The following is a 23420-nucleotide window of genomic DNA, read 5'->3' on the forward strand; positions in this document are numbered from 1 at the left end:
CGGTCTGTCGTGCCGTGCGGTCAGAACACGCTCTGGGGCCGTACCGCGTGCATGAGGTCCACGAGGTCTTCATGGGCGGCCGGTTCGTGGTGGCGGGCCGCCAGTCGCCGGTAGTGCGCCTCCAGTTGCTTGCGCGCCTCGCGCTCCGGCGTGCTCAGACGTCTCAGCGTGCGGGCGTCGAGACGTCCGGCACCCCCTCCCGGCGCACCGGGCCGGTCGCTGAGGCTGTGCACCGCGTCCAGTTTCCATTCGTGGAGTTCGGTGCCCAGGCGCAGCGCCTCGTCCTCCGACAGGCGGGGCTCCCCGGCGCCCGGACTGCCGCCCTCGAGACCGCGCAGTTCGGCCAGCGCCGCGTCGACCTCGGCGGGCGAGGGCAGTGGATCGCCGTCGCCGGGCAGCCGGGCCGCGCGGATGCGCAGGGAGGCGATCCGGGCGACGGTGTGGTCCAGGGTGCCCTGCCGGACCCGGCCGAGCACCTCGACGGCCGCCCGGCGGTCACGTGCGCGGAGCGCGAGCCTGGCCAGGCCGAGGGCGGCGCCGCCATGCGCGGGGTTGCGGGCGAACACCACCTCGTACAGCTCCCTGGCCGTGGGCTCGGCCGTGTCGTCGCCGAGCCGTTCCGCGCAGTAGGCGAGGGCCAGTTTGGGCGCGTACTCACCGGGCAGTTCGAGGTGGACCCGCGTGAAGTGCCTCCTGGCCTCGACGACCTGCCGCGGGTCGTCGTCGAGGTCGGCGCTGCGCAGCGCGAGCAGGGCGCGATGCCACTCCAGCCGCCACCGGCGCACGGCGGGCGGCCCGGGAATCGAGTCGGCCGTGTCGAGCTCCTCCTGGGCCCGATCCAGGTCCTCTCCGGTGTTCCGGTCCAGCAGAACGCGCACGTTGTGCAGGTGGATCTCCACCGAGCGAGGCTTCTCGTCCTCCTGCTCGAGGAGCTGGCCCGGGTCGTAGCCGCTGCTCACCTCGAACCGCGCGGTCTGCGGATCGCCCGGATACGGTCTCGGCACCGGCAGACAGGCGGCGATCTCGGTGGGTGTGGGGGCGCCGAGGTCCAGGGCCGGTGCCACGGGCGGCTCGTACCGGTCGCGGCGGGGGCGGTCCAGCCAGTGCTCGATGCCCGGCACCGTGCCGAGCCGGGCGCCGAGCAGCCGGGTGGACGGCCGGAAGTAGTCGGAGGGCTCGGGCGGGTCGCTCTTGCCGCGCAGCGCGCGGATCTCCCGCAGGGCGCCGCGCAGTTGGCCGCCCATCTCGCGGGCGTCGGTGAAGCGCCGGTACGGGGAGGGCCGGACGGCGCGGTCGACGACCCGGTGGAAGGAGGCGGCGCCGAGGCCGGGCACCTCGGCGACGGCCCAGCGGGCGAGCTCCCGCAGGGTGGCGCCGACGGTGTGCAGGTCGTGGGCGACGGTGGGCACGGCCGACGTCTCGGTCTCGGGCGCCGTGTAGCCGGCCGTGACATGGGCGGGCGGCTGGCTCTGGCCCTGTTCGCGCATGCCGCCGAGATCGATGACCTTGACGCCGTCCCGGTGGTGCACGACGTTGGAGGGCTTCATGTCCCCGTACACGAAGACCCGTTCGCCGTCGGCATGCAGGTGGACGAAGGCTTCGAGGATCTGGCAGCCGTACGCCGCGACGTGCTCGATGTCGAGGACGGACGCACCGCGCCGGACGTCCTCGACGACTTTCGCGAGGGTGCCGTCGCCGACGTCGTCCATGACGATGTAGCCGCCGGTGATCCGGCCGGTGTCGTCGCTGCGGGCGACGAAGTCGCGGATCTGCACGATGCGGGGGTGGCGGATGGCGACGAGGTTGCGGCGTTCGACGTCGGCGAGCCGAGCGCCGTCGTGCTCGTACCGGTTGAGCAGTCCCTTGACGGCGACGACGTCACCGAGATGGGTGTCCTCGGCGAGGTAGACCCAGCCCTGCCCGCCGTGCGCGATGGGGCCCATGATCCTGTACTGGTCGCGCAGCATGTCGCCCTCGGCGAGTTCGGGCCGGTACGAGTAGCGCTCGCCGCAGACCGGGCAGAATCCCTTGATCGGCACCGGGCCCTCGGTGTAGGGCGGGACGAAGGAGATGCCGCACCCGGGGGACGAGCAGTCCATGCGGATGCGCAGGGGCGCTTCGGGGCGGACGAGGCGTTCCTCGGCGGGGCGTGGTTCCCGCGCGGGGAGGGAGAGGAGTTCGCGGGGGCCGCGTTCCCGGTGGTCCTCGGGAAGGGCGGGCAGTGGGGGGCCGTTCTCCGCGCGGCCGCACGCGGCGCAGTGGCCGGTGGGCAGCACGGTGCCGCCGCAGGGGGCTCCGGTGAAGCGCCGGTGCGGGCAGGTCGTCATCTTCGCGTGGTCCTCCTCCCCCGTCCGGGGCGGGCGGGGCACCGCATCACCGGTCTCCGTGGTGGCTCAGGTCGGCGCGCAGAGCCCTGACCAGTGCGCGCAGTCGGGTGAGTTGCCGCTGCGGGTCCCGCTCCCCATCGACCAGGCGGCGCGCGGCCCAGTGCCGGTCGGCCGTCTCGGTCACGGACTCGAGGGAGGCGCTGTCAACGATGTCGCGGAGGATCGCCCGGCTGAACTCCGCGTTCTGCAGACGGGCGAGCAAGGTGTCCGCGTGGTGGAGCAGCGCGGGCCGCAGGAGCCGGTCGCGGGCCGCGGTCCAGCCGGGGCCGCCCTCGTGGCGGAAGACGAGCAGCAACCGGAAGCCGAACACCCGCAGCCGGGCCAGAAGTTCGATCAGGGGGTCCGGCCGGGGCTCCTCGTCGAGACCGTCGACGAGGACCGTGACCGGCCGGACCGGCGCGCGGTCGGCCGCCTGCGCGGGCGCGGGCTTGGCGCCGCGCAGCCAGTCCCAGTACGCCAGGTACTCGCCGGCCGGGAAGGTGACCTGGTCCAAGGCGTGGTCGACGAGGTCCGGCCTGCTGGCGCCGCCGCGGTGGACCACGTGGGCGCGGTGCAGCAGATGGCGCAGCGAGCGGTCCTTTCCGCTGCCCGGAGGCACCACGGTGATCTTCACCGGGTCCTCGTCCGGGTCGTCGAACCACCGGGTCAGCCGCTCCTCGAAGCCGTGATCCCAAGCCCGCGGACTGATCAACTCCCTGATGATCGGCGAGAGTTCGGCGATACGGTTCATGGGGATCAGATACGAGAAGGAGATCCGGTTGTCCTCGGGCAGCAGTTCGCCCAGATCGCCGCGCCAGCTGACGACGAGGCCGACCACCCGGGCGGGACGGCCTTCCTGCGGCCGGGTGCACACGGCCGCGCCGCTGAAGCCGGCGCGCACCACCTCCGACTTGGTGACGGCGTCGAGCTGCACCCGCTCACCGCTGGCGCCGCCGATCCGCCCCCACAGGCTCATGCCGTCGTCGAAGCCCTCCGCGTAACCGGTCGCGTACACCTCCATCCCGCCCCACAGCCCGGTCTCCAGCAGGGCGCGACGCGCCTGCGGGCGGGGGCTGTCCAGGCGCAGCACGGCGACGTCCTCGCCGTTCTCGCGCTCCGGCAGCCAGCCGCCGGGCAGGACGCGGGCGGAGACCGGTTCGAGCCCGCTGTTCTCGGCGAACTCCAGCCACATGACGGCGTCCGGGCGGCGCACGACGTGTGCGCAGGTCAGTGCCGTATGCTGGTCGACGAGCACGCCGGCGCCACAGACGGGGCCGTGCGCGTCCTCGCGTCGCAGCCTGAGTCTCCAGTCCGCACGCAATTCCCCCATGCTGTCTCACACTACGCGCACAGCATGGTGCGTCCCTAGACTTGTGAGCAGAGTGGATCGGTCAACCAACGGAAAACGGGGGTGCGTTGGCATGAGAGACGTGGAACCGATCGGTCTTGCGGAGGCCATCGGCTCGGTCCGTGCGGAGCTGGCGCGGGCCCAGGCTGAAGGGGCGGAGAGCGACTGGCGGTTCACCGTGGAGCAGGTCAGCCTGGAGTTCTCGGTGCAGTTCCACCGGGCCGGCGAGGGCGGGGCGGGCCTGCGCCTGGGCGTGGTCGAGGCGCGTCTGGGCGGCTCGGTGAGCCATGACTCCACGCACCGCATCGAAGTCGCCCTCAAGCCCCTTCCCCGCCCCGACGGCCGCCACCACGAGGTGAGCCGCGAGGACGCCGCCCCCCGTCGGCCGGCACCGCACGACGGCTCCCTCCTGCGGGGCCGGGCGGTGGAGCCCGGGGTCAGGCGGGAAAGCTGAACGGAGGGTGGGCGCCGTTGAGGAAGTAGTCCCCGACATCGCGGAGCCGGTGGGTGACGGGCTCGTACAAAGTGGGTCCGGGCATTGCGCCAGAAGCGGTCGAAGCCCAGCCGCGAGGAGGCGGAGCGGGCGCCGACGACGCCGAGGACGCGGGTGGTGGACTCCTGCGCGGCCCTGGTGGCGGCGGCTTCGGCCACGGCCACCAGGACGGAGATCTCCGCGCACTCGTCGTAGGTGTCGTAGGTGAGGTCCTCGCCGCGTGCCGACCCCTCGTGCACGGCCGGGGCAGGGAAGCCGCCGGTGCGGCGGTGCAGATCGTGGACCGGGCGGCGTACGCACGACGGGAGGCGCCGGAACCGGCCCGGCTGACCGGCGAGCGGGCGGGCGCCCGCCCGACGGCCGGGGTTCTCGTCCGGGATTTCCGCGCGCGTACGGAAATGGATCTCAGACGTGCATGACGTCGGATTCCCGCCACGCACAGGGCGAAAAGGAGCCGCTCTCCGAAACGGTGCTCAATTCCCGGGTGGCCGTCGTTCCACCGCCGCACATCACTTTTCCGCAGGGAGCCTTCCCGCCTTCCTCGCGGGCTTGTCCGCCCTGTCAGGAGCCCACCGAGAAGGTGGCGCCGGCGCGGTCCGTGGCGGCGCCGAGGGGGACGCAGGCCATCCTGCGCCAGGATGAACGGTTTCCACAGGTCAGGCCGGTACGACGGTCGCAGCCCGCTCCGTATGCGCTGGAAGCGCCGGTGGAATCGGCGAGGAAGGTGTGTGTCGTCCGTTCCGCCTCACCACGGGAGGGGGCCGTAGCGGCCGATGATCCGGCCGGTTCCGGCGCTGGGGTCCTCGGTGGCCGCGTCACGAGGGCGACGGTTCCCTCGGTCACGGTCCGGGTGCCGGTGTGGCCGTCGAGACCGGTCGCGGTGCAGCCGGGATCGACGGCGACGCCCCGGACCGAACCGCGCACGGCCGGTCCCCGCACCGGCGCACGAGCTCCCGCGGAACCCGTGACGCCACACGGTGCCCCGCACACGGCGCACCGCCATCAGCCGGTTCCCACGTCTCCTTGACGCCGTGGCGCGTTCCGTACGCCCGCTCCGGGAGGGATGCTGTGGGCAGGTGGCCGCGTTCACCGGCCTCCTCGTGCGACGGGGCACGAGGAGGAAACGTGGCGGAGGGGCATCGGAGGTTGCTGGTGGCCGTGGGTACGACTCGGGCCCGGTGGTCCTGGCTGGCCGCCTATCCCGCCCGTGGCGTCGTCCTGGCCTTCGCGATCGTCGCCGTGCTGGGTGCGGCCCTGCTGATGCTGCCGGCCGCCACCGAGCCCGGCAGGGACACCGACGTACTGACTGCCCTGTTCACCTCCACGGGGGCGGTCAGCGGCGGGTTGCCCCTCGTGGGGACCGGCAGCCACTGGAGCGCGTTCGGCGAGGGCGTGGTCCTGGCTCTGATCCAGATCGGCGGGTTCGGCATCATGACGCTCGCGTCGCTGCTGGCACTGCTCGTCTCCGGTCGGCTGCGACTGGGGACACAGCTCGCCACGCAGGCGGAGATGAGCCTCAGCGTCGGCGGCATCCGTCGGGTGGTCCTGGGAGTCGCGGGCATCACGCTGGCCATCGAACTGGCCACGGCCGCCGTGCTCACGGTCCGTTTCCACATCGGCCATGGCCTGACGGCCGGAAACGCCGTCTACCACGGGATCTTCTACGGGATCTCCGCCTTCAGCAACGCCGGGTTCGGGCTGCGCGACGACAACCTCGTCGGCTATGCGCACGATCCCTGGATCGTCCTGCCGATCGCCGCCGCCTGTGTGCTCGGTGCCCTCGGCTTCCCCGTACTGTTCGAACTGCTGCGCAGCCGCCCGGGCGCCCGCGGCGGCGCCCGGCACCGCTGGTCCCTGCACACCCGGATCACCCTCCTCACCTCCGCGGTCCTGCTCGCCGTCGGCACCGTCATGACCTGCGCGCTGGAGTGGAGCAACCCGAGGACCCTCGGATCCCTGGAATGGGGGGACAAGCTGCTGGACGGGTTCTTCACCGCTGCCAGCTCGCGTACCGCGGGTTTCAACACCATCGACACCGGTGCCATGGAACCGGCCACCCTCCTGGGCCTCTGCGTGCTGATGTTCATCGGAGGCGGCAGCGCGGGTACCGCGGGCGGCATCAAGGTCACCACGTTCGCGGTTCTGGGAGCGGCGATCCTGGCCGAGATCCGCGGGCGCACCCACGCGGACATCATGGGCCGCCGGATCTCCGCGGCCACGCTGCGCCAGGCCCTCACCGTGGCGCTGCTGGGTGTGGGTCTCGTCATGGCGGGCACGCTGGTGCTGCTCGCCGTCACCGGGGAAAGAGCCGACGCGGTCCTGGCGATCCTGTTCGAGGCCGTCTCTGCTTTCGGCACGGTCGGCCTGAGCACCGGCATCACCGGGAACCTACCCGCAGTGGGCCAACTCACCGTCATCGTCATGATGTTCGTCGGACGCGTCGGCCCGATCACTCTCGCCAGCGCGCTCGCACTGCGTCAGCGCGACCGCCGGTACACCCTGCCCGAGGAGCGACCCGTCATTGGCTGACCACTTCAAGTCACTGCGTCCACACCGACGTCGGAGTTCCGCCGACCGTCGCCCGGCCCGCGATTCCAGAGTGGCGGTGATCGGTCTCGGCCGTTTCGGACAGTCCGTGGCGGCGGAGCTGATGCGGCGTGGCTGGGACGTGCTCGGCGTCGACGCCGACGTCGGCGTCGTCCAGAAGGTCGGCGAAGAGCTGACCCAGGTCGCCGCCGCGGACTGCACCGACCCCGCTGCGCTGGCGCAGCTCGGCGTCGGCGAGTTCTCCCGCGTGGTGGTCGGTATCGGCACCGACCTGGAGGCCAGCATCCTGACCACCTCCAACCTCGTCGACGCCGGCGTGGCCGCCATCTGGGTCCGGGCCACCACCCGGCAGCACGGCCAGATCCTGGAACGCATCGGTGCCCACCACATCGTCCTGCCCGAGCACGACATGGGCGAGCGCGTGGCCCACCTGGTCACCGGCCGGATGCTGGACTTCATCGCCTTCGACAGCGACTACGCGCTGATCAAGACGCTCGCCCCGAAGGTCGTCGGCGGGATCCCGCTGGGCGAGAGCCGGGTGCGCAGTACGTACGGCGTCACCGTCGTCGGCATCAAACGCCCCGGCGCCGACTTCACCCACGCCACCGCCGAGACGGTCGTCCATCCCGGCGACGTCATCATCGTCACGGGCAGGACCCGGGCGGTGGAGATGTTCGCGGAGCTGGACCGGTGAGACGCACTGTCGACGCAGGCACCACGGCCTCGGACAGCGACGGAACGACGATCCAGGTCGGCCGAGCAGCAGCGCGAGCCCGCTCATGGTGTGAACCAGTGCGTGTCCGCGTTCGGGCCGGCGAAGGCCGAGCCGTCGTCGGCGCTCGAGCCGTGCGCGTACGGGATCTCGAAGAAGCTGATCGTCCCCCTTCCTCGTGTCGCAGGGGCCGTCGTCATGCCGGTAGTCCGACGCGGTCGGCGGGGCTCAGGAGGGGAAGCCGTATCGTCCTTGCCGGCGGACGAAACGCGCGGGCGTCAGTATCCCGCCGGCGGTCCGTCACAGCAGGAGCAGTACCGCCGCTCCCCACAGCACCGACAGGGCCACCAGCGGCGGCCCGACCGGTACGCCCTGCCGCCCCGCCGGTGCCTCCTGCAGCGGCCGCAGCTCCGGGCGGAGCAGCAGCGCCCGCACCTCCTCGGCGACGCGCTCCGCATGCGGCGCGCAGCCCAGGCGGCGCTCCAGCCACGCCCAGCCGGTGGGGGAGAGTTCGACGGAGGAGTCCTCGGCCCGGCCGACGCGGATGCCGTCGTCGGAGTGCCGCACGGACGTGATCACGTTCCACGGAACCCGCCGCACGCACCACGCCCCGGTCACCCACAGCCCGTCCCGGTCGGCGGTGATCCGCCAGGTGAGCGCCGTCGCCACGGCCGTCACCAGCCACGGCAGACCCACGGCCAGCCACAGCCAGGTCCACGACGGTCCCTCGTCGAGCATGGCCCAGATGCCGCCGCCCTGCACCGGCAGCAGGCAGAGGCCCACCGCGCGCGAGAAGCCGTGCGCGGCCCACACCCGCGGGCCCGTCGTGGGCGTCATGCCGGCGGCGATCTCGTCGACGGGCCGCCGCGGGTTCTTGCGCCCGCGGCGTCGCGGCCCGCGCTCCACCCACCCCGGGACGGCCGGCTTCACCGCGGTGACGCTGCACTCCACCGACACCTCGGGGTCGTCCGCGTCGTCGCGCGAGACGAAGGCGACTTCGGCACCGGCGTAGGGGACGCCGTACAGGACGGCCTCCCGCAGCGGCGGGGGAGGGTCCTCGCCCCGGAGGATCTCCGCGACCTTGCCGACTTCGACGACGGCCGCGGGGCCGTCGTCCGCGTCGCGGCCGTCCCCGTCCCTGCCCTTGAAGGCGTGCAGCGAGTGGAAGTACAGGATCGGCCGGAGGCCCTCCGGGTCGTCGGCCGCGAACACCCAGGTGCGGACGTCGTCGTCCTGACCCTCGCGTACCAGTACATGCAGCAGCGGCAGCGGCCCGCGCCGCAGCCGCTGCGAACGGGTCCGCCCGTCCACGCCGTTCGCGAGGAACGCCAGCCCCGCGACGGAGCCGACCAGCACCAGCAGCTCCCAGCCGAAGGCGTCGTACGGCTCCGCGACCAGCGCCGCCCAGTCGCCGTCCACGACGATGTCGACCCGGCTGTCCACGGGGAAGTCCTCGGGGAAGGCCGTCTCGAAGCGACGGGTGCGCCCGTCGGCCTCCACCTTGAGGATGTCGATGCCGTCGTCGTCCTGCTCCAGGGCCGTGACCCGTCCGGACAGGACTGTGGCGCCCGCGGCCCGCTCCTCGTACGCGTCGGCGACCTGCTGGGCCTGCCAGCAGCCGAACCCGGCGACGGCCAGCAGCAGCGCGGCCAGGCCGAAGGAGAACCGGCCCCGGCGGAACGTCCGCGCGGCGGCGGGCAGCGGTTGGGTGACCGGTCCGGCCGCCTCCAGGGCCAGCGACCGCTGCCGCCCGGCGACGGCCAGCCGGTGGACGAGCCCGGCGGCGGTGAACGCGGCGGCCAGAAGGAACGCGAGCGCGGACGGTTCGCTGAACGCCGCCGCGAAGCCGCCCTCCACGGCGAACCCCACCAGCGTGGCCGCCAGCCCCGCGAACGCGAGACGCGGCTGCCGCCACACCCAGTACAGGGTCAGCACCAGCACGACGGTCATTCCGAGGCCCGGCCAGTCGGTGCCGCACGGATCGGCGGACGTGCAGGGGGCGGCGGGAACCGTCATCACGTCCCACACCAGCGAGGCGGCCAACGCCAGCAGCGCCCACAGGGGGTGCGCCCACCGGGCGGGCACGGCGGCGAGCCAGCGCCGGGCGTCGGGAGTCCGCCAGTCGGCGGTGTCGGGCGGTATGTGTTCGGCGGGCAACGGCACGGGACGTCTGGTCACCCGCGCATTATGACCACGTGCGGTCTGTCCGGACCGCTCAGCCCGGTGTGCGCGGTACCCGTGCTGCTCCCTGCCTCGTCAGCGGGGCGTGGCCGAGGACGGCACGGTTGACGGAGCGGTCGCCGAGGCCGCGGACGGGCCAGGGCACACGGGTGTGGTCGCAGCGGAACGAGTGCGATGGTCAGGCGCGGCCCCAAGACTTCTTCATGCGCCGGCAAGTCGTTCGATGCCGGTTTCGAGGAGCGAGTCCAGCGAATTCAGTCGGGTCGCTGCTGTGACGAGCTGATCGTATTCCCTTCGGAGGATGGGGATGCGGAAGTATTCGATCACCCGTGCCAGATCGTCCAGGGCCAGCTCCGCCTCATCGTTGTCGATCAGTTCGAGTACTGACCTCAGTGCCGTGGCGGGTCCTTTTTCCCCCGCTACTCGGCATGCGATGCACCTGGTGGTGGCACTCAGGAGGGCGTCGGGTGAGTCGGTGGGCTGCATGTCAGGGGACACCGTCCTTGGGTGAGGCGTACGGACCGGTACGCCGCCGGATACCGCGGTGGCGGAAGGTCCGTCCTCTTCGCCACCGCGGCGCACAGCGTGTCAGCCAGTTCTGTTGTCGTAGGCAGTGGTCACGCCGAGCGGCTTGCCGTCAGGTGCCGCTGTGGTGCGGTATGACACGGTGACGCCGACTTCACCCCATGGGGCAGCAAGGGCAACAGGGGGCATCGAGGCCAAGTGCAACCGCCCCTGGCTGCGACGGCCGGTGCGATCGTTCCGACCTCAAAGTCCCAGAGAAGTCTCACAGATGCCGCCGCACCTGCGTACGACCCTTTCTCAGCGGGTCAGGCAGGGTGCGGCGGCCTCCGCACGTCAGATGTCCCGAAAGTGTGACGCCCAGGCGAACGCATCCCGCTCGGCGTCTCGTTGCCGCACACTCATGTCCACGGCCTTCGTGCTGGTCCCGTGTGTTTCTTGATCCGGAACACAGGATCGGGCGAAGGCCGTCCTGACATACGGCGAATACCCGGCCAGGTGAACGCGTACGAGACTCGTTCGACGGCCGGAGGTTAAAGATCAAGCTGAGGCGTCGCGGGCTGATCAGGCCAGGAGACCTTCGAAAACGTCTTCTCCAGCGCATTGCGTAGGCCCAGGCGTCGGCCTGTGGAGTAGGCGAGTGCGTACTCGGTCTCGCCCAATGACGTACGAGCGTGCCGAAGACCTCGTTCACGGTAGGACGACATGAGGGCGAAACCGAAGAGCCGAGGGGCGCCGGACGGAGACCACACCCGGTCCACGGCGCCGAGGACGACTGCCGCTGAATGGGCGTCACCGGAGAAGGCGAGTACCCAGGCAAGGGTCTCGGCGAGCGTGGCCTCCCCCAGGCGTTCGTCGATTTCCCAGGTGTGGCGAAACGTACGCCGGAGCAGCTCGAGGGCCTCGTGCGGACGCCCCGCCTCGCCGCGGTCGACGGCCAGACCCCACAGTAGGTAACAGCGGTGCCACACGTCCCCCTGTTCCTCGGACAGAGCCAGGGCGCGTTCGAGCAGGGCCGTGGAGCGGTCGTGGTCGCCCCGGATGACAGCGGAGAAACCGAGTTGGGCGATGCACTGCTGCCGCGTCAGGAGCGCCGTGCGCAAGGTTCCGATCGCCAGCGAGGCCAACGCGTACCGTGTCGTGTCCTCGATCTCCTCGGCAAGCAGTGCCGCCAGACTGCGCAACTGCAAGAAAGCGGCCGTCAGTTCGACATAGACCGCGCGGTGCTCCGGCCGGTCGCTGGTGGCACGGTCGACGAACAAGTCTTCACGGAGTGCCTGTTCGGCCCGCAGGATCATCTCGTCGGCTCGACCCCGGTCACCGTGAATGAGGAAGATGAAGCCGGCCACCCATACGGCTCGGCACCAGACGGCGGCTGCCCCGGGGGAAGGTGCCTGCGGGTACCAGTCCATGAGCTTTCGCATCCACCGTGCCCCCTCCCCCACGTTTCCCGAGGTCAGGCAGTGCAGCCAGAAGCCGAGGGACCCCCGCAGCACGATCTCCGCGGGTTCCCCTTGCGGAGGTGGAGCGGCGACGATCTGACGCAGGTTCGGATGCTCGGCTCGCAAGCGGCGCAGCCAGGCGGCCTGCTCGGAGGTGCCGTAGGCGGCCCCCGCCTGCGCAGCGAGGCCGAGGTACCAGGCGCGATGGCAACGCAACGCGTCCAGCATCCGATCGTTCTCCCTGAGTCGTTCCTGCCCGTAGGCGCGAACGGTCTCCAGCATGTGAAGGCGGGTGTGTCCGTCCGCTACGACCCGGGTAAGCAGGGACTTGTCCACCAGCCCTGCCAGTGCCTCATAGACGTCGTCGGACGCCGGACCGGGCGTGCGGCCCTCGGCTTTTGGTGTTCCGCCTTCCTCACCACGCGCGCACAGCGATTCGGCGTCGGTCAGCAGGACCCCGCCGGAGCACAACGACAGCTGTTGCCAGGCCGTTCGCTCCATGGGGGTGCACAACTCGTAGCTCCAGTCGAAGAGGGCGCGTAGCGCGTGGTGGCGAGGATGCGCCGTGCGATCGTGGCCTCCGGGGCCCAGCAGGTGGAACCGCTGGTCGAGCCGTTCGAGCAGTTCACCAGGGGTCAGTGTGCGCAGTCGGCGCGCGGCGATCTCCAGGGCGAGGGGCAGGCCGTCCAGCCTCCGGCACACTCCTGCAACGTCCTGCCGGTTCGCCTCGGTCACCCGGAAGCCGGGCGAGGCGGCCTCGGCCCGGTCGGCGAACAGGGCGACAGCGGGTGAGGCCCGGGAATCCGATTCCGTGGCGTCGGCCTCATGTGAGTGTGGATTGGGCAGTTCGGGAAGGCCGAGCGGGTTCACCCGCAGCACGTGCTCGGGCCCGATGTCGAGCGGCTGCCGGCTGGTGGCGAGGATCCGCATCAACGGCAGCTGGGCCAGCAGCGCTCCAGCGGTGTGAGCGCTCGAGTGCAGGAGATGTTCGCAATTGTCCAGCAGGAGCAGCACGCTGCGGTGTTTCAGCGCCGAAGCAAGCTCGCGCAGCGGTTGCTGTCCCGACCCGGGCTGCACACCGAAGGCAGCCGCCACCGCGTCGGCGACGTCGTCGCCGTGGCCGAGATCGGCGAGTTCCACACAGTACGTGCCGTCGGCGAACCGATTGCCGACCTCCCGGGCGATCCGCCTGGCCAATCGGGTCTTACCCACGCCTCCCACTCCGACCAGCGTGACCAGACGATTGTGCAGCAACAGCGCCACGCCGAGGTCGAGTTCGCGTTCCCGGCCGATGAAGCTGGTGGTATCCACCTGCTCGCACCCGGGCTGACCGCCTGCGGCCGGTTCCGCTTGGAGCCCGTCCAGCTCATGGCGTACGCGTACCCAGCGCCGTTCCCATGGCCCCGGGTCCCCGCCGCATGCATGAACGTAGGCGAGGAGCACGTCCCGGCTGGGAAGCCGGTGCCCGGCGGCGGCCTGCGACAGGGTGCTGGCGCCGAAGTGGGCCGCGGCGGACATCTGCGCATACGTGAGTCCTGCCGCTTGGCGCAGTTCACGCAGCTCAAGCGCGAAACGCTCCAGCGGGCCGCCCTCCGCATCGATCCCTCGCTCGCGGCGTCCAGGCCGTCGCGCCAACTTCTCCTGCCCCTCCGGTAGTTCAGATCGCTGATTGATTGATTATGCCTGCCCATCCACCGTGGCGAACATCTCCGCCGACGTGGATCCTCGTAGTCGACCGGACCGCCGCCGGAATCGGCATCAGGGTGCGATCGACCGCTTCGCCTCCGCCTGTGAAGCATTCAGAGCCTCCTTGAAGGTGAAACGCCGCGCCGGGGCGACCACTTCGCCGATCCGTTCGAAACCGTAGGACTGACGAAGGAGACCGGCCAAGAACACAGACGACCACAGGACCAGGAGCAGAGCATCCGAAAATGAATATCTGACGCGGCAGGCACCGGCGTCCTTGTCATGTGCGGCTGAGGTTTCGCCCGGAAGTTCGCGAGCCGCCCTCATCGCACCTGTACACCTGCCCACGCCGACAGCCCCTGCGCCCTCAACCAGGCGAGAGCGCGTCACCCATGACAGACCTGTTCATCACCCCTTCGTCCTCCTTGTCGGCGCACTGTCGTCGGCCATGAACGTCCTGCCGCCCATCTCAAAGTTCCGCACTGACGCACGGCGCTTCAATGCGCCGGTCGGGGCGGTTGACCGCCGGACCCTCGAACCGAATACGGACCATCCAGGAGAATCAATGGAGCCAACCGAGTCACCCGCTGCGCCGACTGCCCCGCCTCCCCCGACATCACCTCCTGCGATGGGCAACTTCACCGGCTTTTCCGGCAGCATCGATTTGCGTGTCGGCCGGCGTCTCGTATGGGTCGGAAATGCCGCCTACCCCATGCGCAACATTACGCGCGTCCATACATACACAATCCGGCCCAAGCGCCAAGAGGCCGTAACGCAGTTCGTGACGAGGGCGGCGGCCACGGCAGCCATCGTGGTGGCCCTGACCTTACTCGCCTTACCGCCAGCCGCATTCTTGTCCGGGATGGGCGGCAGCGACAGCGGGTTCGGAATCATCGCATTCGTGTGGCTCGCCGGGTTCGGCCTGGGGGTCTACTTCTTCGTGAACATGATCACCGTGGCAACCGCACCCGCCCGTTTCGTGCTGGCGATCGAGACCTCCGGGCCGTCCACCGCACTCGTCACCAGCAGCAATCCTCAATATCTGCCCCAGTTGGCCGGCTGCGTCATCCACGCGATGGAGAATCCCGAGACGGAATTCCAGGTCACGGTGGAAACCCTGGCCATCAATCCACGCAACTATCACTTCGGAGACAGCGTCAACATGTACGGCGGCACAGGAAACGTGGGAGTGGCGGCATGAGTGCGAACAACTACTACTTTGGCGACAACGTCAGCATGCGCGGCGGGCGGAACAATCGGGGCATCGTCAAGCAGCAAGCAGCGCCTGACAATACGGCCACACTTGCACCATCCGTACTGGACGCACTGCACGAGTTGCTCCCGTTGCTCACGGAACTGCGCGATCAGGTACCCGCCCCGAGCGCGCAGGCAATCGATGACGTTCTGCCGAGCATCGGCGCAGACGGCGACGTTCAGCCTCAGGAGCGCTACCGGGCATTGATGATGATTTCCGGAATCGCCACGACGGTCGGAGCGATCGGCCAGCCGGTGTTCGACGCCGTGAACAAGGTCCTCGAGCTGGTAGGGACGCAGTAGCTCGCCGCCCTCCTCAGTGCGAACGGCGCCGGACGCCTTCGCTCCCGCAGGAGCCACAACCTTGGCCGGCGCAACACGCCGGTGCCCAGATCCCAAGCCATCCGAAAAGGAGACCCTCTGCGGCGAAAGCCTCGCCCCCTCGACGAACTCGACGTCGAGTGGGCAGTGGAAAGAGCGCTCAAAGACCATGACAGAAGAAGGGCCGGGAGCGGGCAGTCGACAGGTGGTGACGGCGCGGGATGTTTCGCGGTCGGTGCCGTCATCATCGCTGCAGCGATTGTACTGTTCTTCGTCGCGTCCATCGCGAAGTTCGGCCTTCCCGCCTTCGGGCCCCAGGGCCCGGACAGCACGGCATCGCAGCGCGCCGTAAAAATTACCTACGCCGCGGACGAGAGGCGCGGCATCGCCCTTCCGATCCCGGAAACCTGGGAGAAGAGAGAGACCGCCGGCGGAACTCTCGAATGGGTCAGTAAAAGCGAATACAACCACGACAGCTTCATCGATCCGGTAGGGGTGATCCGAACCGCGAACTCTCCGAGCCGGGTCACCCTGGCCGAGACGGCGCGCACGGCAATTCGCGCTCAGGCCGGGGACACCTCTTCTGAGGCCGACTACAAGGAAACCGCGTCGGGTTCCGTGAAGGTGGCGAAGAGGGATTCCTACTTCGTCAAAGGGGAATTGCGGGACGGCGCCAGGACCGGACTCGTCGGCGTTCTCGCCTTCCCGGCGACCAAGGGAGGCGTTGGAATTCTGGAGATCAACCTTTCCGAAGACTACGGCGACACCAAATCGGAGTTCATGGATTGGATTCTTGCCAATACATGCGATGTCGCCACACACTGCAAGTGGCCGCCAAAGTAGGCATGCGTTTTGCCCGTATTGATCAGAAACAGTTTAGTGCTGGGTCGTTGGGTGGGTGTGAGCGACGGTGGGGACGCGCGGCATCTGTCGCCGTCGGCGCAGGAGGCCCCACGATTGCGGGCGGTGGCCGCGTTGGTGGCGGGGCGGGACCGTGAGAACGTGGCGGCGGTGCTCGGGGTGTCACTGAAGGCGGTCATCGGCTGGTGGGCGAAATGGCTGGCCGTCGGGCGGGTTTTTTCGCGGCACAGCTCGACCCGACCCGGTCCAGGTGACGGCGCTCTTCGACGAGCACCCACACCTGGAGGTCGAGCCCACCCTCCGGGAACTGCACATCCCCTCCTCCACCTACTGGCGGTGGATCCGGTCGGAGAGGGAGTCGTGTGAACGGCGCCGCCGGGACACCGAGCTGACCGGGCGGATCCAGCAGATCCACACCGACTCCGGTGGCATCTACGGCTCGCCCCGGGTGCACGCCGTCCTCAAGCGCGAGGGTGTCCACGTCGGCCGCTGGGGGTGCCCCCGCCGGCGAGGGAGAGTCGAACGGCTCATGCGCGAAGCCGGTGTCGCCGGCGTCAGCCCCCGCAAGACCAAGGGGTTCACCCGCTGCGACCGGGATGCCGAACTCGCACCGGACCTGGTGCAGCGCGACTTCACCGCCAGCAGGCCGAACCGGCTGTGGGTCACCGACCTCACCATGATCCCTACGGGGGAGGGACCCTTGTGGCTGTCGGCAATCAGGGACGCGTTTTCACGCCGGGTGGTGGCCTGGGAGACCTCCGCCCACGCGGACGCCGGCCTCGTCCTGACCGCGCTCGAGTACGCCCTCGCGTCCCGGAACGTCGAACCCGGCCGACTGATTCACCATGCGGACCACGGCTGCCAGTACACGTCCGTGAAGCTGACAAAACGCTTGTTACGGACAAAAGTTGAGGCATCCATGGGCTCCATCGGGGACTCGTATGACTGTCAACGCCCTGGCGGAGAGCCTGTGGATGCTGATCAAGACCGAGGGCCTCCACGGCCGCACCTTCGCCACCCGGGCCGAGGCGAACCTCGCGCTCTTCGAGTACATCGACGGGTTCTACAACAGCCGGCGCATCCAGAAACACCTCGGCTACCTCAGCCCCGTCGAGTTCGAAGAGAAGCACTACGCCGAGCAGACAGCGGCCGAACGAGCGAACCTGCAACCCCGCCGACCCGCTCCGACCAGCTGGCCAGCCCCTCCCGAGCGACGGGGGAACCTCAGTTCACAGCCCGTCCGCTACGCGGTGGATCGAGGCTGATTGCTTGCAGATGCGATCTGACCCGGACGTGATTACTCGATGTCCGGATCATCGGCCTCTTCGAGGAGACGGGTCGCGAGGTCGTCGGCCCACTCCACGGCCCAAGAGCGGAGTGCGGTGATGGTGGCGTCATCGAGCCCGTAGGCGGCGAAGGCTTCGTCGTCGGTCCACTCGGCGCCTGTGAGGTTCGATTGCAGATCCTCGTGTTCGAAGCGGCCGCGGGCGTGGCGGCGGCCGAACTCTTCGAGGTCGGCATTGGTCCAGCGGCGGGAGGCTGCGAACACGTCGATCAGGTCGCGGGGCGCTCCACGGTCGGCGAGGGCGCGGACCTTGGTCCCGATCACGTCCTCCTCCGCGAGGACGGGCCCGTACGGACTCTGGGCGACCGGTCGCCAGAAGATCTCTTTGAGGATGTCGACCTCGCAGTCCTGCCCGGTGGCCGGATCGGACACAGTGAAGCGGGCGGACAGCGGAGCAATTTCCAGCGCGTGCACCTTCCAGCCGCGGGCTTCCAGGCCGGCGCGGAGCGTGCCGGCGATGTCGGCCATGGGCGCCGGGTTCTCGGTGGCCACATCGAGGTCCTGGCTGGGGCGGCTCACGAGGCGATGCGCCCGCACGGCGTATCCGCCGGTGAGGACCAGGGGATACGGGGAACCGAGCGCGATCACATCCGCCAGAAGCCGCGTGTGCAGCTCCGGCATGTCCGTCACGCGGCTGCCCGGGTGCGGGAGGTGAGCTGGGGGAAGGCGTCTTCCCACACGGTGCGCACGGTGCGGCCGACGAGGGTGCGCAGCACCGGCCACAGCTGGAGGAGCAGGTCCTGGTTGAGGTAGCGGGGCAGGTCGTCGCGCAGGCCCTCGTGCAGGACGGTGCGGTACAGGCCCATGCGCTGGCGCGGCTTGCCCAGGTCGTACGACGTCATCCCGGACCAGGCCACGTGCAGCGGCAGCTCCACGACCCCTTGGGTCGGGCCGCGCAACTCGTCCAGCGACTCCGGCAGACGCCGCCGGAACTTCTCCCGGTACAGCGCGAGGTCCTCGACGTCCGTGCCAGAGAGGTCCGTCGGCGCGGGGGCGGGGTGCTGTGGGCTGGAGGACATGACTCCATTATGACGGCCGGGATGTGGTGCGGGCCATGTTGGGCGAGCCGGCGTCTGGAGCGAGCAGCGTGGGCCCGTGCCGAGTGAGCATGGCTGTGGCAGCGTGTTCTGCCTCGGCCAGAGGCATGGGCTGTCGGTCATGACGCTCGTCTGACGCTCTGGACGCTTGCACGCGGGGCAGTGAGCCGGGGAAAGGTCCTGCCCTGGCCCTCCCCCCGGACTCGCTCCGGCCCACAAGATGAAGCCTTCGGTTCCGGCCAAAAGTCCCAGAAAAGTCCCAGAGGTGCCGCCACGCCCCCTCTTGCCTCGCGTTCATGCAGGTAGAAGGGGTGTGGCGGCGTCTTTTCCGAAGACCTTCAGATGTCCCGGAAGATCTCGATCTGTGCCCCGACCGAGTTCAGTCGCTCCGCCAGGTCCTCGTAACCGCGGTTGATGACGTAGACGTTGCGGAGCACCGAGGTTCCCTCGGCGGCCATCATCGCCAGGAGCACGACCACGGCGGGGCGCAGGGCCGGGGGGCACATCATCTCGGCGGCGCGCCAGCGGGTGGGGCCCTCGACCAGGACGCGGTGGGGGTCCAGGAGTTGGAGGCGGCCGCCGAGGCGGTTGAGGTCGGTCAGGTAGATGGCGCGGTTGTCGTAGACCCAGTCGTGGATGAGGGTCTGGCCCTGCGCGACCGCCGCGATCGCCGCGAAGAACGGGACGTTGTCGATGTTCAGGCCCGGGAACGGCATCGGGTGGATCTTGTCGATCGGCGCCTCCAGCTTGGAGGGCCGGACGGTGAGATCGACCAGCCGGGTGCGGCCGTTGTCGGCGACGTACTCGGGGCTGCGGTCGTGGTCGAGGCCCATCTCCTCCAGGACCGCGAGCTCGATCTCCAGGAACTCGATCGGCACCCGGCGCACCGTCAGCTCGGACTCGGTGACGACGGCCGCGGCGAGCAGGCTCATCGCCTCGACCGGGTCCTCGGAGGGGGAGTAGTCCACGTCGACGTCGATGGTGTGCATGCCGTGCACGGTGAGCGTGGTGGTGCCGATGCCCTCGACCTTGACGCCCAGGGCCTCCAGGAAGAAGCACAGGTCCTGGACCATGTAGTTGGAGGAGGCGTTGCGGATGACGGTGACGCCGTCGTGCCGGGCGGCGGCCAGCAGCGCGTTCTCGGTGACCGTGTCCCCGCGTTCGGTCAGCACGATCGGCCGGTCCGGGTGCACGGTGCGGTCCACCACCGCGTGGTACTGGCCCTCGGTCGCGGCGATCTCCAGGCCGAACCGGCGCAGCGCGATCATGTGCGGCTCGACGGTGCGGGTGCCGAGGTCGCAGCCGCCCGCGTACGGCAGCATGAAGCGGTCCTGGCGGTGCAGCAGCGGGCCGAGGAACATGATGATCGAGCGGGTGCGGCGGGCCGCGTCCGCGTCGATGGAGTCCAGGTCCAGCGTGGCGGGCGGCACGATCTCCAGGTCGACGCCGTCGTTGATCCACCGGGTGCGGACGCCGATGGAGCCCAGCACCTCGAGGAGGCGGTACACCTCCTCGATGCGGGCGACGCGGCGCAGCACCGTGCGGCCCCGGTTGAGCAGGGAGGCGCACAGCAGTGCCACGCACGCGTTCTTGCTCGTCTTCACATCGATGGCGCCCGAGAGGCGGCGGCCGCCGACGACCCGCAGATGCATGGGGCCGGCGTAGCCCAGAGAGACGATCTCACTGTCGAGTGCTTCGCCGATGCGGGCGATCATCTCAAGGCTGATGTTCTGATTGCCGCGCTCGATGCGGTTGACAGCGCTCTGGCTGGTACCGAGAGCCTCCGCCAGTTGCGCCTGCGTCCAGCCGCGGTGCTGCCGGGCGTCACGGATGAGCTTACCGATGCGTACGAGGTAGTCGTCTGACATGAGGCTGAGGCTATCTCAGATATGAGATGGCGCCTCCCAGGGGGCCCTTGGGTGGGTCCATTCGGGTGATAAGACGTCAATATTACCTGGTGTGGCGGGTGCTGCGCGTGCGCCGCCATCCGAAAGGTCCGGGCAAATCCACCGATGTCGTACGACGTCCCGTGCTGCTCACGGTGTGGCGCGGGCCGCGCCCCCCGCCGGTGGTGATGGACCAGGAGCGCTTGTTGATGTTCAGGCGCACCCCCGGGAAGATCCTGAAGCTCTTGCGGAACGTGAGCGGCATCCTCGTCTCCCTCGCCGGGTCGGTGGCGTCGGGTTCACGACGCCGGGTTCGCGATGTCCTTCCCGTGCGTCTACCCCGTCCGGGTCCGGTGATGGCGGGGCCGGGGAAGGGGTCGGGGATGAGGAGAGGGTCGGGAACGGGGTACCCGGGAAGGCGGCGTCCGGATGCCGTGAGCGGGCCCACGCATGACCATTCGGCCGCGGTGTACTAGAGTTATCTCGACATCGAGATATCTGCCGAGGTGCACCGCAGCCGTCGCCCTGGTAAGGGGTACCTAACTTAGCCTTACCTTAGCGGATCGGTCGAGACGTGGGTGGCGGCACCACGCGGCGGTAGCCGCACACGGTTTGCGGTGTGGTGGTACGCGTACATCAATGAAGGAGACTGTCGTGTCGGCGAACAGCTTCGACGCCCGCAGCACGCTGCAGGTGGGCGACGAGTCGTACGAGATCTTCCGGCTGGACAAGGTCGAGGGCTCCGCACGCCTTCCCTACAGCCTGAAGGTGCTGCTGGAGAACCTGCTCCGTACCGAGGACGGCGCGAACATCACCGCCGACCACATCCGCGCGCTCGGCTCCTGGGACTCCCAGGCCCAGCCGTCGCAGGAGATCCAGTACACCCCCGCCCGTGTGATCATGCAGGACTTCACCGGTGTCCCCTGCGTCGTGGACCTCGCCACCATGCGCGAGGCCGTCAAGGAGCTCGGCGGCGACCCGGCGAAGATCAACCCGCTGGCCCCGGCCGAGCTGGTCATCGACCACTCCGTCATCGCCGACAAGTTCGGCACCAGCGACGCCTTCAAGGTGAACGTCGACCTGGAGTACGGCCGCAACAAGGAGCGCTACCAGTTCCTGCGCTGGGGCCAGACCGCCTTCGACGAGTTCAAGGTCGTCCCGCCCGGCACCGGCATCGTCCACCAGGTGAACATCGAGCACCTGGCCCGCGTCGTCATGACCCGTGACGGCAAGGCCTACCCCGACACCCTGGTCGGCACCGACTCGCACACCACCATGGTCAACGGCCTCGGCGTCCTCGGCTGGGGCGTCGGCGGCATCGAGGCCGAGGCCGCCATGCTCGGCCAGCCGGTCTCCATGCTGATCCCGCGCGTCGTCGGCTTCAAGCTGACCGGTGAGCTCAAGCCCGGCACCACCGCCACCGACCTGGTGCTGACCATCACCGAGATGCTGCGCAAGCACGGCGTCGTCGGCAAGTTCGTCGAGTTCTACGGCGAGGGCGTCGCCGCGACGAGCCTGGCCAACCGCGCCACCATCGGCAACATGTCGCCGGAGTTCGGCTCCACCGCCGCCATCTTCCCGATCGACGGCGAGACGCTGAACTACCTGCGCCTGACCGGCCGCAGCGACCAGCAGGTCGCGCTCGTCGAGGCGTACGCCAAGGAGCAGGGCCTCTGGCTGGACCCGAAGGCCGAGCCGGACTTCTCCGAGAAGCTCGAGCTGGACCTTGCCACGGTCGTGCCCTCCATCGCCGGCCCGAAGCGCCCGCAGGACCGCATCGTCCTCGCCGACGCGAAGGCCCAGTTCGCCCAGGACGTGCGCAACTACGTCAAGGACGGCGGCGACGTCGACGAGGCCAGCAAGGAGTCCTTCCCGGCCTCCGACGCGCCGGCCATCTCCAACGGCGCGCCCAGCGCCAAGGTGAAGGTCACCGCGGCCGACGGCACGGAGTACGAGCTCGACCACGGCCACGTCACCGTCGCCGCGATCACCTCCTGCACCAACACCTCCAACCCGTACGTCATGGTCGCCGCCGCCCTGGTGGCCAAGAAGGCGGTCGAGAAGGGCCTGACCCGCAAGCCGTGGGTCAAGACCACCCTCGCCCCGGGCTCCAAGGTCGTCACCGACTACTTCGACAAGGCGGGCCTGACCCCCTACCTCGACAAGGTCGGCTTCAACCTCGTCGGCTACGGCTGCACCACCTGCATCGGCAACTCCGGCCCGCTGCCGGAGGAGGTCTCCAAGGCGGTCAACGAGCACGACCTCGCCGTCACCTCGGTGCTCTCCGGCAACCGCAACTTCGAGGGCCGGATCAACCCCGACGTCAAGATGAACTACCTGGCGTCCCCGCCGCTGGTCGTGGCCTACGCCCTCGCCGGTTCGATGAAGGTGGACATCACCCGCGAGTCCCTGGGCCTGGACCAGGACGGCAACCCGGTCTTCCTCAAGGACATCTGGCCGACCGAGGCCGAGGTCAACGACGTCGTCGCCAACACCATCGGCGAGGACATGTTCTCCAAGTCCTACGCCGACGTCTTCGCCGGTGACGCCCAGTGGCAGGCGCTGCCGATCCCGACCGGCGACACCTTCGAGTGGGACGCCGAGTCCACCTACGTCCGCAAGCCCCCGTACTTCGAGGGCATGGGCATGGAGCCGGCCCCGGTCGAGGACATCGCCGGCGCCCGCGTCCTCGCCAAGCTGGGCGACTCGGTCACCACCGACCACATCTCCCCGGCCGGCGCCATCAAGGCCGACACCCCGGCCGGCAAGTACCTCACGGAGCACGGCGTCGAGCGCCGCGACTTCAACAGCTACGGCTCCCGCCGCGGCAACCACGAGGTCATGATCCGCGGCACGTTCGCCAACATCCGCCTGCGCAACCAGATCGCGCCGGGCACCGAGGGCGGCTACACCCGCGACTTCACCCAGGACGGCGGTCCGGTGTCGTTCATCTACGACGCCTCCCGCAACTACATCGAGCAGGGCGTCCCGCTGGTCGTCCTGGCCGGCAAGGAGTACGGCTCCGGTTCGTCCCGCGACTGGGCCGCCAAGGGCACCGCGCTGCTCGGCGTCAAGGCCGTCATCGCCGAGTCGTACGAGCGCATCCACCGCTCGAACCTCATCGGCATGGGCGTGCTGCCGCTCCAGTTCCCGGAGGGCCACACCGCCGAGACGCTCGGCCTGACCGGCGAGGAGACCTTCTCCATCACCGGCGTCACCGAGCTCAACGACGGTTCCATCCCCGGCACGGTGAAGGTCACCACCGACACCGGCGTCGAGTTCGACGGTGTCGTCCGCATCGACACCCCCGGCGAGGCGGACTACTACCGCAACGGCGGCATCCTGCAGTACGTGCTGCGCAGCCTGATCAGCAAGTGACCTGATCGGCGAGTAAGCGGTAGCGCAAGGCAGTCGAGGGC

Annotated in this window: 18 protein-coding genes and 3 pseudogenes; 9 read left to right on the plus strand and 12 right to left on the minus strand. The window is 69.6% G+C overall.

Annotated features, from left to right (window positions below):
* Positions 1–20 precede the first annotated feature (20 nt).
* Both ACWEQO_RS24505 and ACWEQO_RS24510 read right to left on the minus strand, forming a co-directional pair.
* Positions 21–2327, minus strand: coding sequence for a tetratricopeptide repeat protein (locus ACWEQO_RS24505; protein ID WP_452985243.1), 2307 nt, complete (start codon positions 2325–2327; stop codon positions 21–23).
* Between the two features lie 46 nt (positions 2328–2373).
* Positions 2374–3696, minus strand: coding sequence for a S1 family peptidase (locus ACWEQO_RS24510; RefSeq protein WP_361453556.1), 1323 nt, complete (start codon positions 3694–3696; stop codon positions 2374–2376).
* 91 nt (positions 3697–3787) lie between these two features.
* On the opposite strand from ACWEQO_RS24510, the gene ACWEQO_RS24515 reads away from it, so the two are divergent.
* Positions 3788–4168, plus strand: a complete 381-nt coding sequence (locus tag ACWEQO_RS24515; protein WP_452985244.1) for a trypco2 family protein — start codon at positions 3788–3790, stop codon at positions 4166–4168.
* On the opposite strand, the pseudogene ACWEQO_RS24520 reads toward ACWEQO_RS24515, so the two are convergent.
* Positions 4152–4449 (minus strand): annotated as a pseudogene (locus ACWEQO_RS24520) (acyl-CoA dehydrogenase family protein); the annotation flags it as partial. The gene ACWEQO_RS24515 and the pseudogene ACWEQO_RS24520 sit on opposite strands and share 17 nt — an antisense overlap.
* 883 nt (positions 4450–5332) lie before the next feature.
* Between ACWEQO_RS24520 and ACWEQO_RS24525 the strand changes: the two are divergent.
* Both ACWEQO_RS24525 and ACWEQO_RS24530 read left to right on the plus strand, forming a co-directional pair.
* Positions 5333–6736: a TrkH family potassium uptake protein gene (locus ACWEQO_RS24525; protein WP_452985245.1), complete on the plus strand. Its 1404-nt coding sequence runs from the start codon at positions 5333–5335 to the stop codon at positions 6734–6736.
* A 70-nt stretch (positions 6737–6806) separates the two neighbouring features.
* Positions 6807–7448, plus strand: a complete 642-nt coding sequence (locus ACWEQO_RS24530) for a potassium channel family protein (protein ID WP_452985246.1) — start codon at positions 6807–6809, stop codon at positions 7446–7448.
* A gap of 83 nt (positions 7449–7531) precedes the next feature.
* On the opposite strand, the gene ACWEQO_RS24535 is transcribed toward ACWEQO_RS24530, so the two are convergent.
* The 5 genes and pseudogenes from ACWEQO_RS24535 to ACWEQO_RS24555 form a co-directional block, all read right to left on the minus strand.
* On the minus strand, positions 7532–7666 hold the full coding sequence (locus ACWEQO_RS24535) for a hypothetical protein (RefSeq protein ID WP_452985247.1): 135 nt from the start codon (positions 7664–7666) through the stop codon (positions 7532–7534).
* Between the two features lie 100 nt (positions 7667–7766).
* Positions 7767–9551, minus strand: a complete 1785-nt coding sequence (locus tag ACWEQO_RS24540; protein ID WP_452985271.1) for a hypothetical protein — start codon at positions 9549–9551, stop codon at positions 7767–7769.
* A gap of 297 nt (positions 9552–9848) precedes the next feature.
* The gene (locus ACWEQO_RS24545) at positions 9849–10133 is read right to left on the minus strand and encodes a hypothetical protein (RefSeq protein WP_452985248.1); all 285 of its coding nucleotides are present in this window, start codon (positions 10131–10133) and stop codon (positions 9849–9851) included.
* Positions 10134–10702: 569 nt separating this feature from the next.
* Positions 10703–12922 (minus strand): ATP-binding protein, encoded by a 2220-nt coding sequence (locus ACWEQO_RS24550; protein ID WP_452985272.1) that lies wholly within the window; start codon positions 12920–12922, stop codon positions 10703–10705.
* Positions 12923–13024: 102 nt separating this feature from the next.
* Positions 13025–13246, minus strand: a pseudogene (locus tag ACWEQO_RS24555) (helix-turn-helix domain-containing protein); the annotation flags it as partial.
* 679 nt (positions 13247–13925) lie between these two features.
* Here ACWEQO_RS24555 and ACWEQO_RS24560 point away from each other — a divergent pair.
* The 5 genes and pseudogenes from ACWEQO_RS24560 (at position 13926) to ACWEQO_RS24580 (ending at position 16998) form a co-directional block, all read left to right on the plus strand.
* The gene (locus ACWEQO_RS24560) at positions 13926–14498 is read left to right on the plus strand and encodes a DUF6232 family protein (protein ID WP_361453574.1); all 573 of its coding nucleotides are present in this window, start codon (positions 13926–13928) and stop codon (positions 14496–14498) included.
* Positions 14495–14854 carry a hypothetical protein gene (locus tag ACWEQO_RS24565; protein ID WP_361453577.1) on the plus strand — a complete coding sequence of 120 codons (360 nt, stop codon included), beginning with the start codon at positions 14495–14497 and terminating at the stop codon, positions 14852–14854. Before ACWEQO_RS24560 ends, ACWEQO_RS24565 begins: the two co-directional genes overlap by 4 nt.
* Before the next feature lie 165 nt (positions 14855–15019).
* Positions 15020–15715 (plus strand): hypothetical protein, encoded by a 696-nt coding sequence (locus ACWEQO_RS24570; RefSeq protein ID WP_452985249.1) that lies wholly within the window; start codon positions 15020–15022, stop codon positions 15713–15715.
* 268 nt (positions 15716–15983) lie between these two features.
* Positions 15984–16658, plus strand: a pseudogene (locus tag ACWEQO_RS24575) (IS3 family transposase); the annotation flags it as partial.
* 16 nt (positions 16659–16674) lie between these two features.
* The gene (locus ACWEQO_RS24580; protein WP_452985250.1) at positions 16675–16998 is read left to right on the plus strand and encodes an IS3 family transposase; all 324 of its coding nucleotides are present in this window, start codon (positions 16675–16677) and stop codon (positions 16996–16998) included.
* Between the two features lie 32 nt (positions 16999–17030).
* Here the strand turns inward: ACWEQO_RS24580 and ACWEQO_RS24585 are convergent, their stop codons facing one another.
* The 4 genes from ACWEQO_RS24585 to ACWEQO_RS24600 all read right to left on the minus strand — a co-directional run bounded on the left by ACWEQO_RS24585 (position 17031) and on the right by ACWEQO_RS24600 (position 20266).
* The gene (locus tag ACWEQO_RS24585) at positions 17031–17699 is read right to left on the minus strand and encodes a nucleotidyl transferase AbiEii/AbiGii toxin family protein (protein WP_361453612.1); all 669 of its coding nucleotides are present in this window, start codon (positions 17697–17699) and stop codon (positions 17031–17033) included.
* A 5-nt stretch (positions 17700–17704) separates the two neighbouring features.
* A complete protein-coding gene (locus tag ACWEQO_RS24590; RefSeq protein WP_452985251.1) occupies positions 17705–18097 on the minus strand; it encodes a hypothetical protein in 393 nt (130 codons plus the stop codon).
* Positions 18098–18453: 356 nt separating this feature from the next.
* The gene (locus ACWEQO_RS24595; RefSeq protein ID WP_361461603.1) at positions 18454–19983 is read right to left on the minus strand and encodes a helix-turn-helix domain-containing protein; all 1530 of its coding nucleotides are present in this window, start codon (positions 19981–19983) and stop codon (positions 18454–18456) included.
* A gap of 82 nt (positions 19984–20065) precedes the next feature.
* Positions 20066–20266: a DUF4236 domain-containing protein gene (locus tag ACWEQO_RS24600; protein WP_361461606.1), complete on the minus strand. Its 201-nt coding sequence runs from the start codon at positions 20264–20266 to the stop codon at positions 20066–20068.
* A gap of 389 nt (positions 20267–20655) precedes the next feature.
* On the opposite strand from ACWEQO_RS24600, the gene acnA reads away from it, so the two are divergent.
* Complete coding sequence (acnA, locus tag ACWEQO_RS24605; protein ID WP_452985252.1) at positions 20656–23379, plus strand: aconitate hydratase AcnA; 2724 nt, start codon at positions 20656–20658, stop codon at positions 23377–23379.
* Positions 23380–23420: the final 41 nt, after the last annotated feature.

Source organism: Streptomyces sp. NPDC004051, from assembly GCF_053604275.1.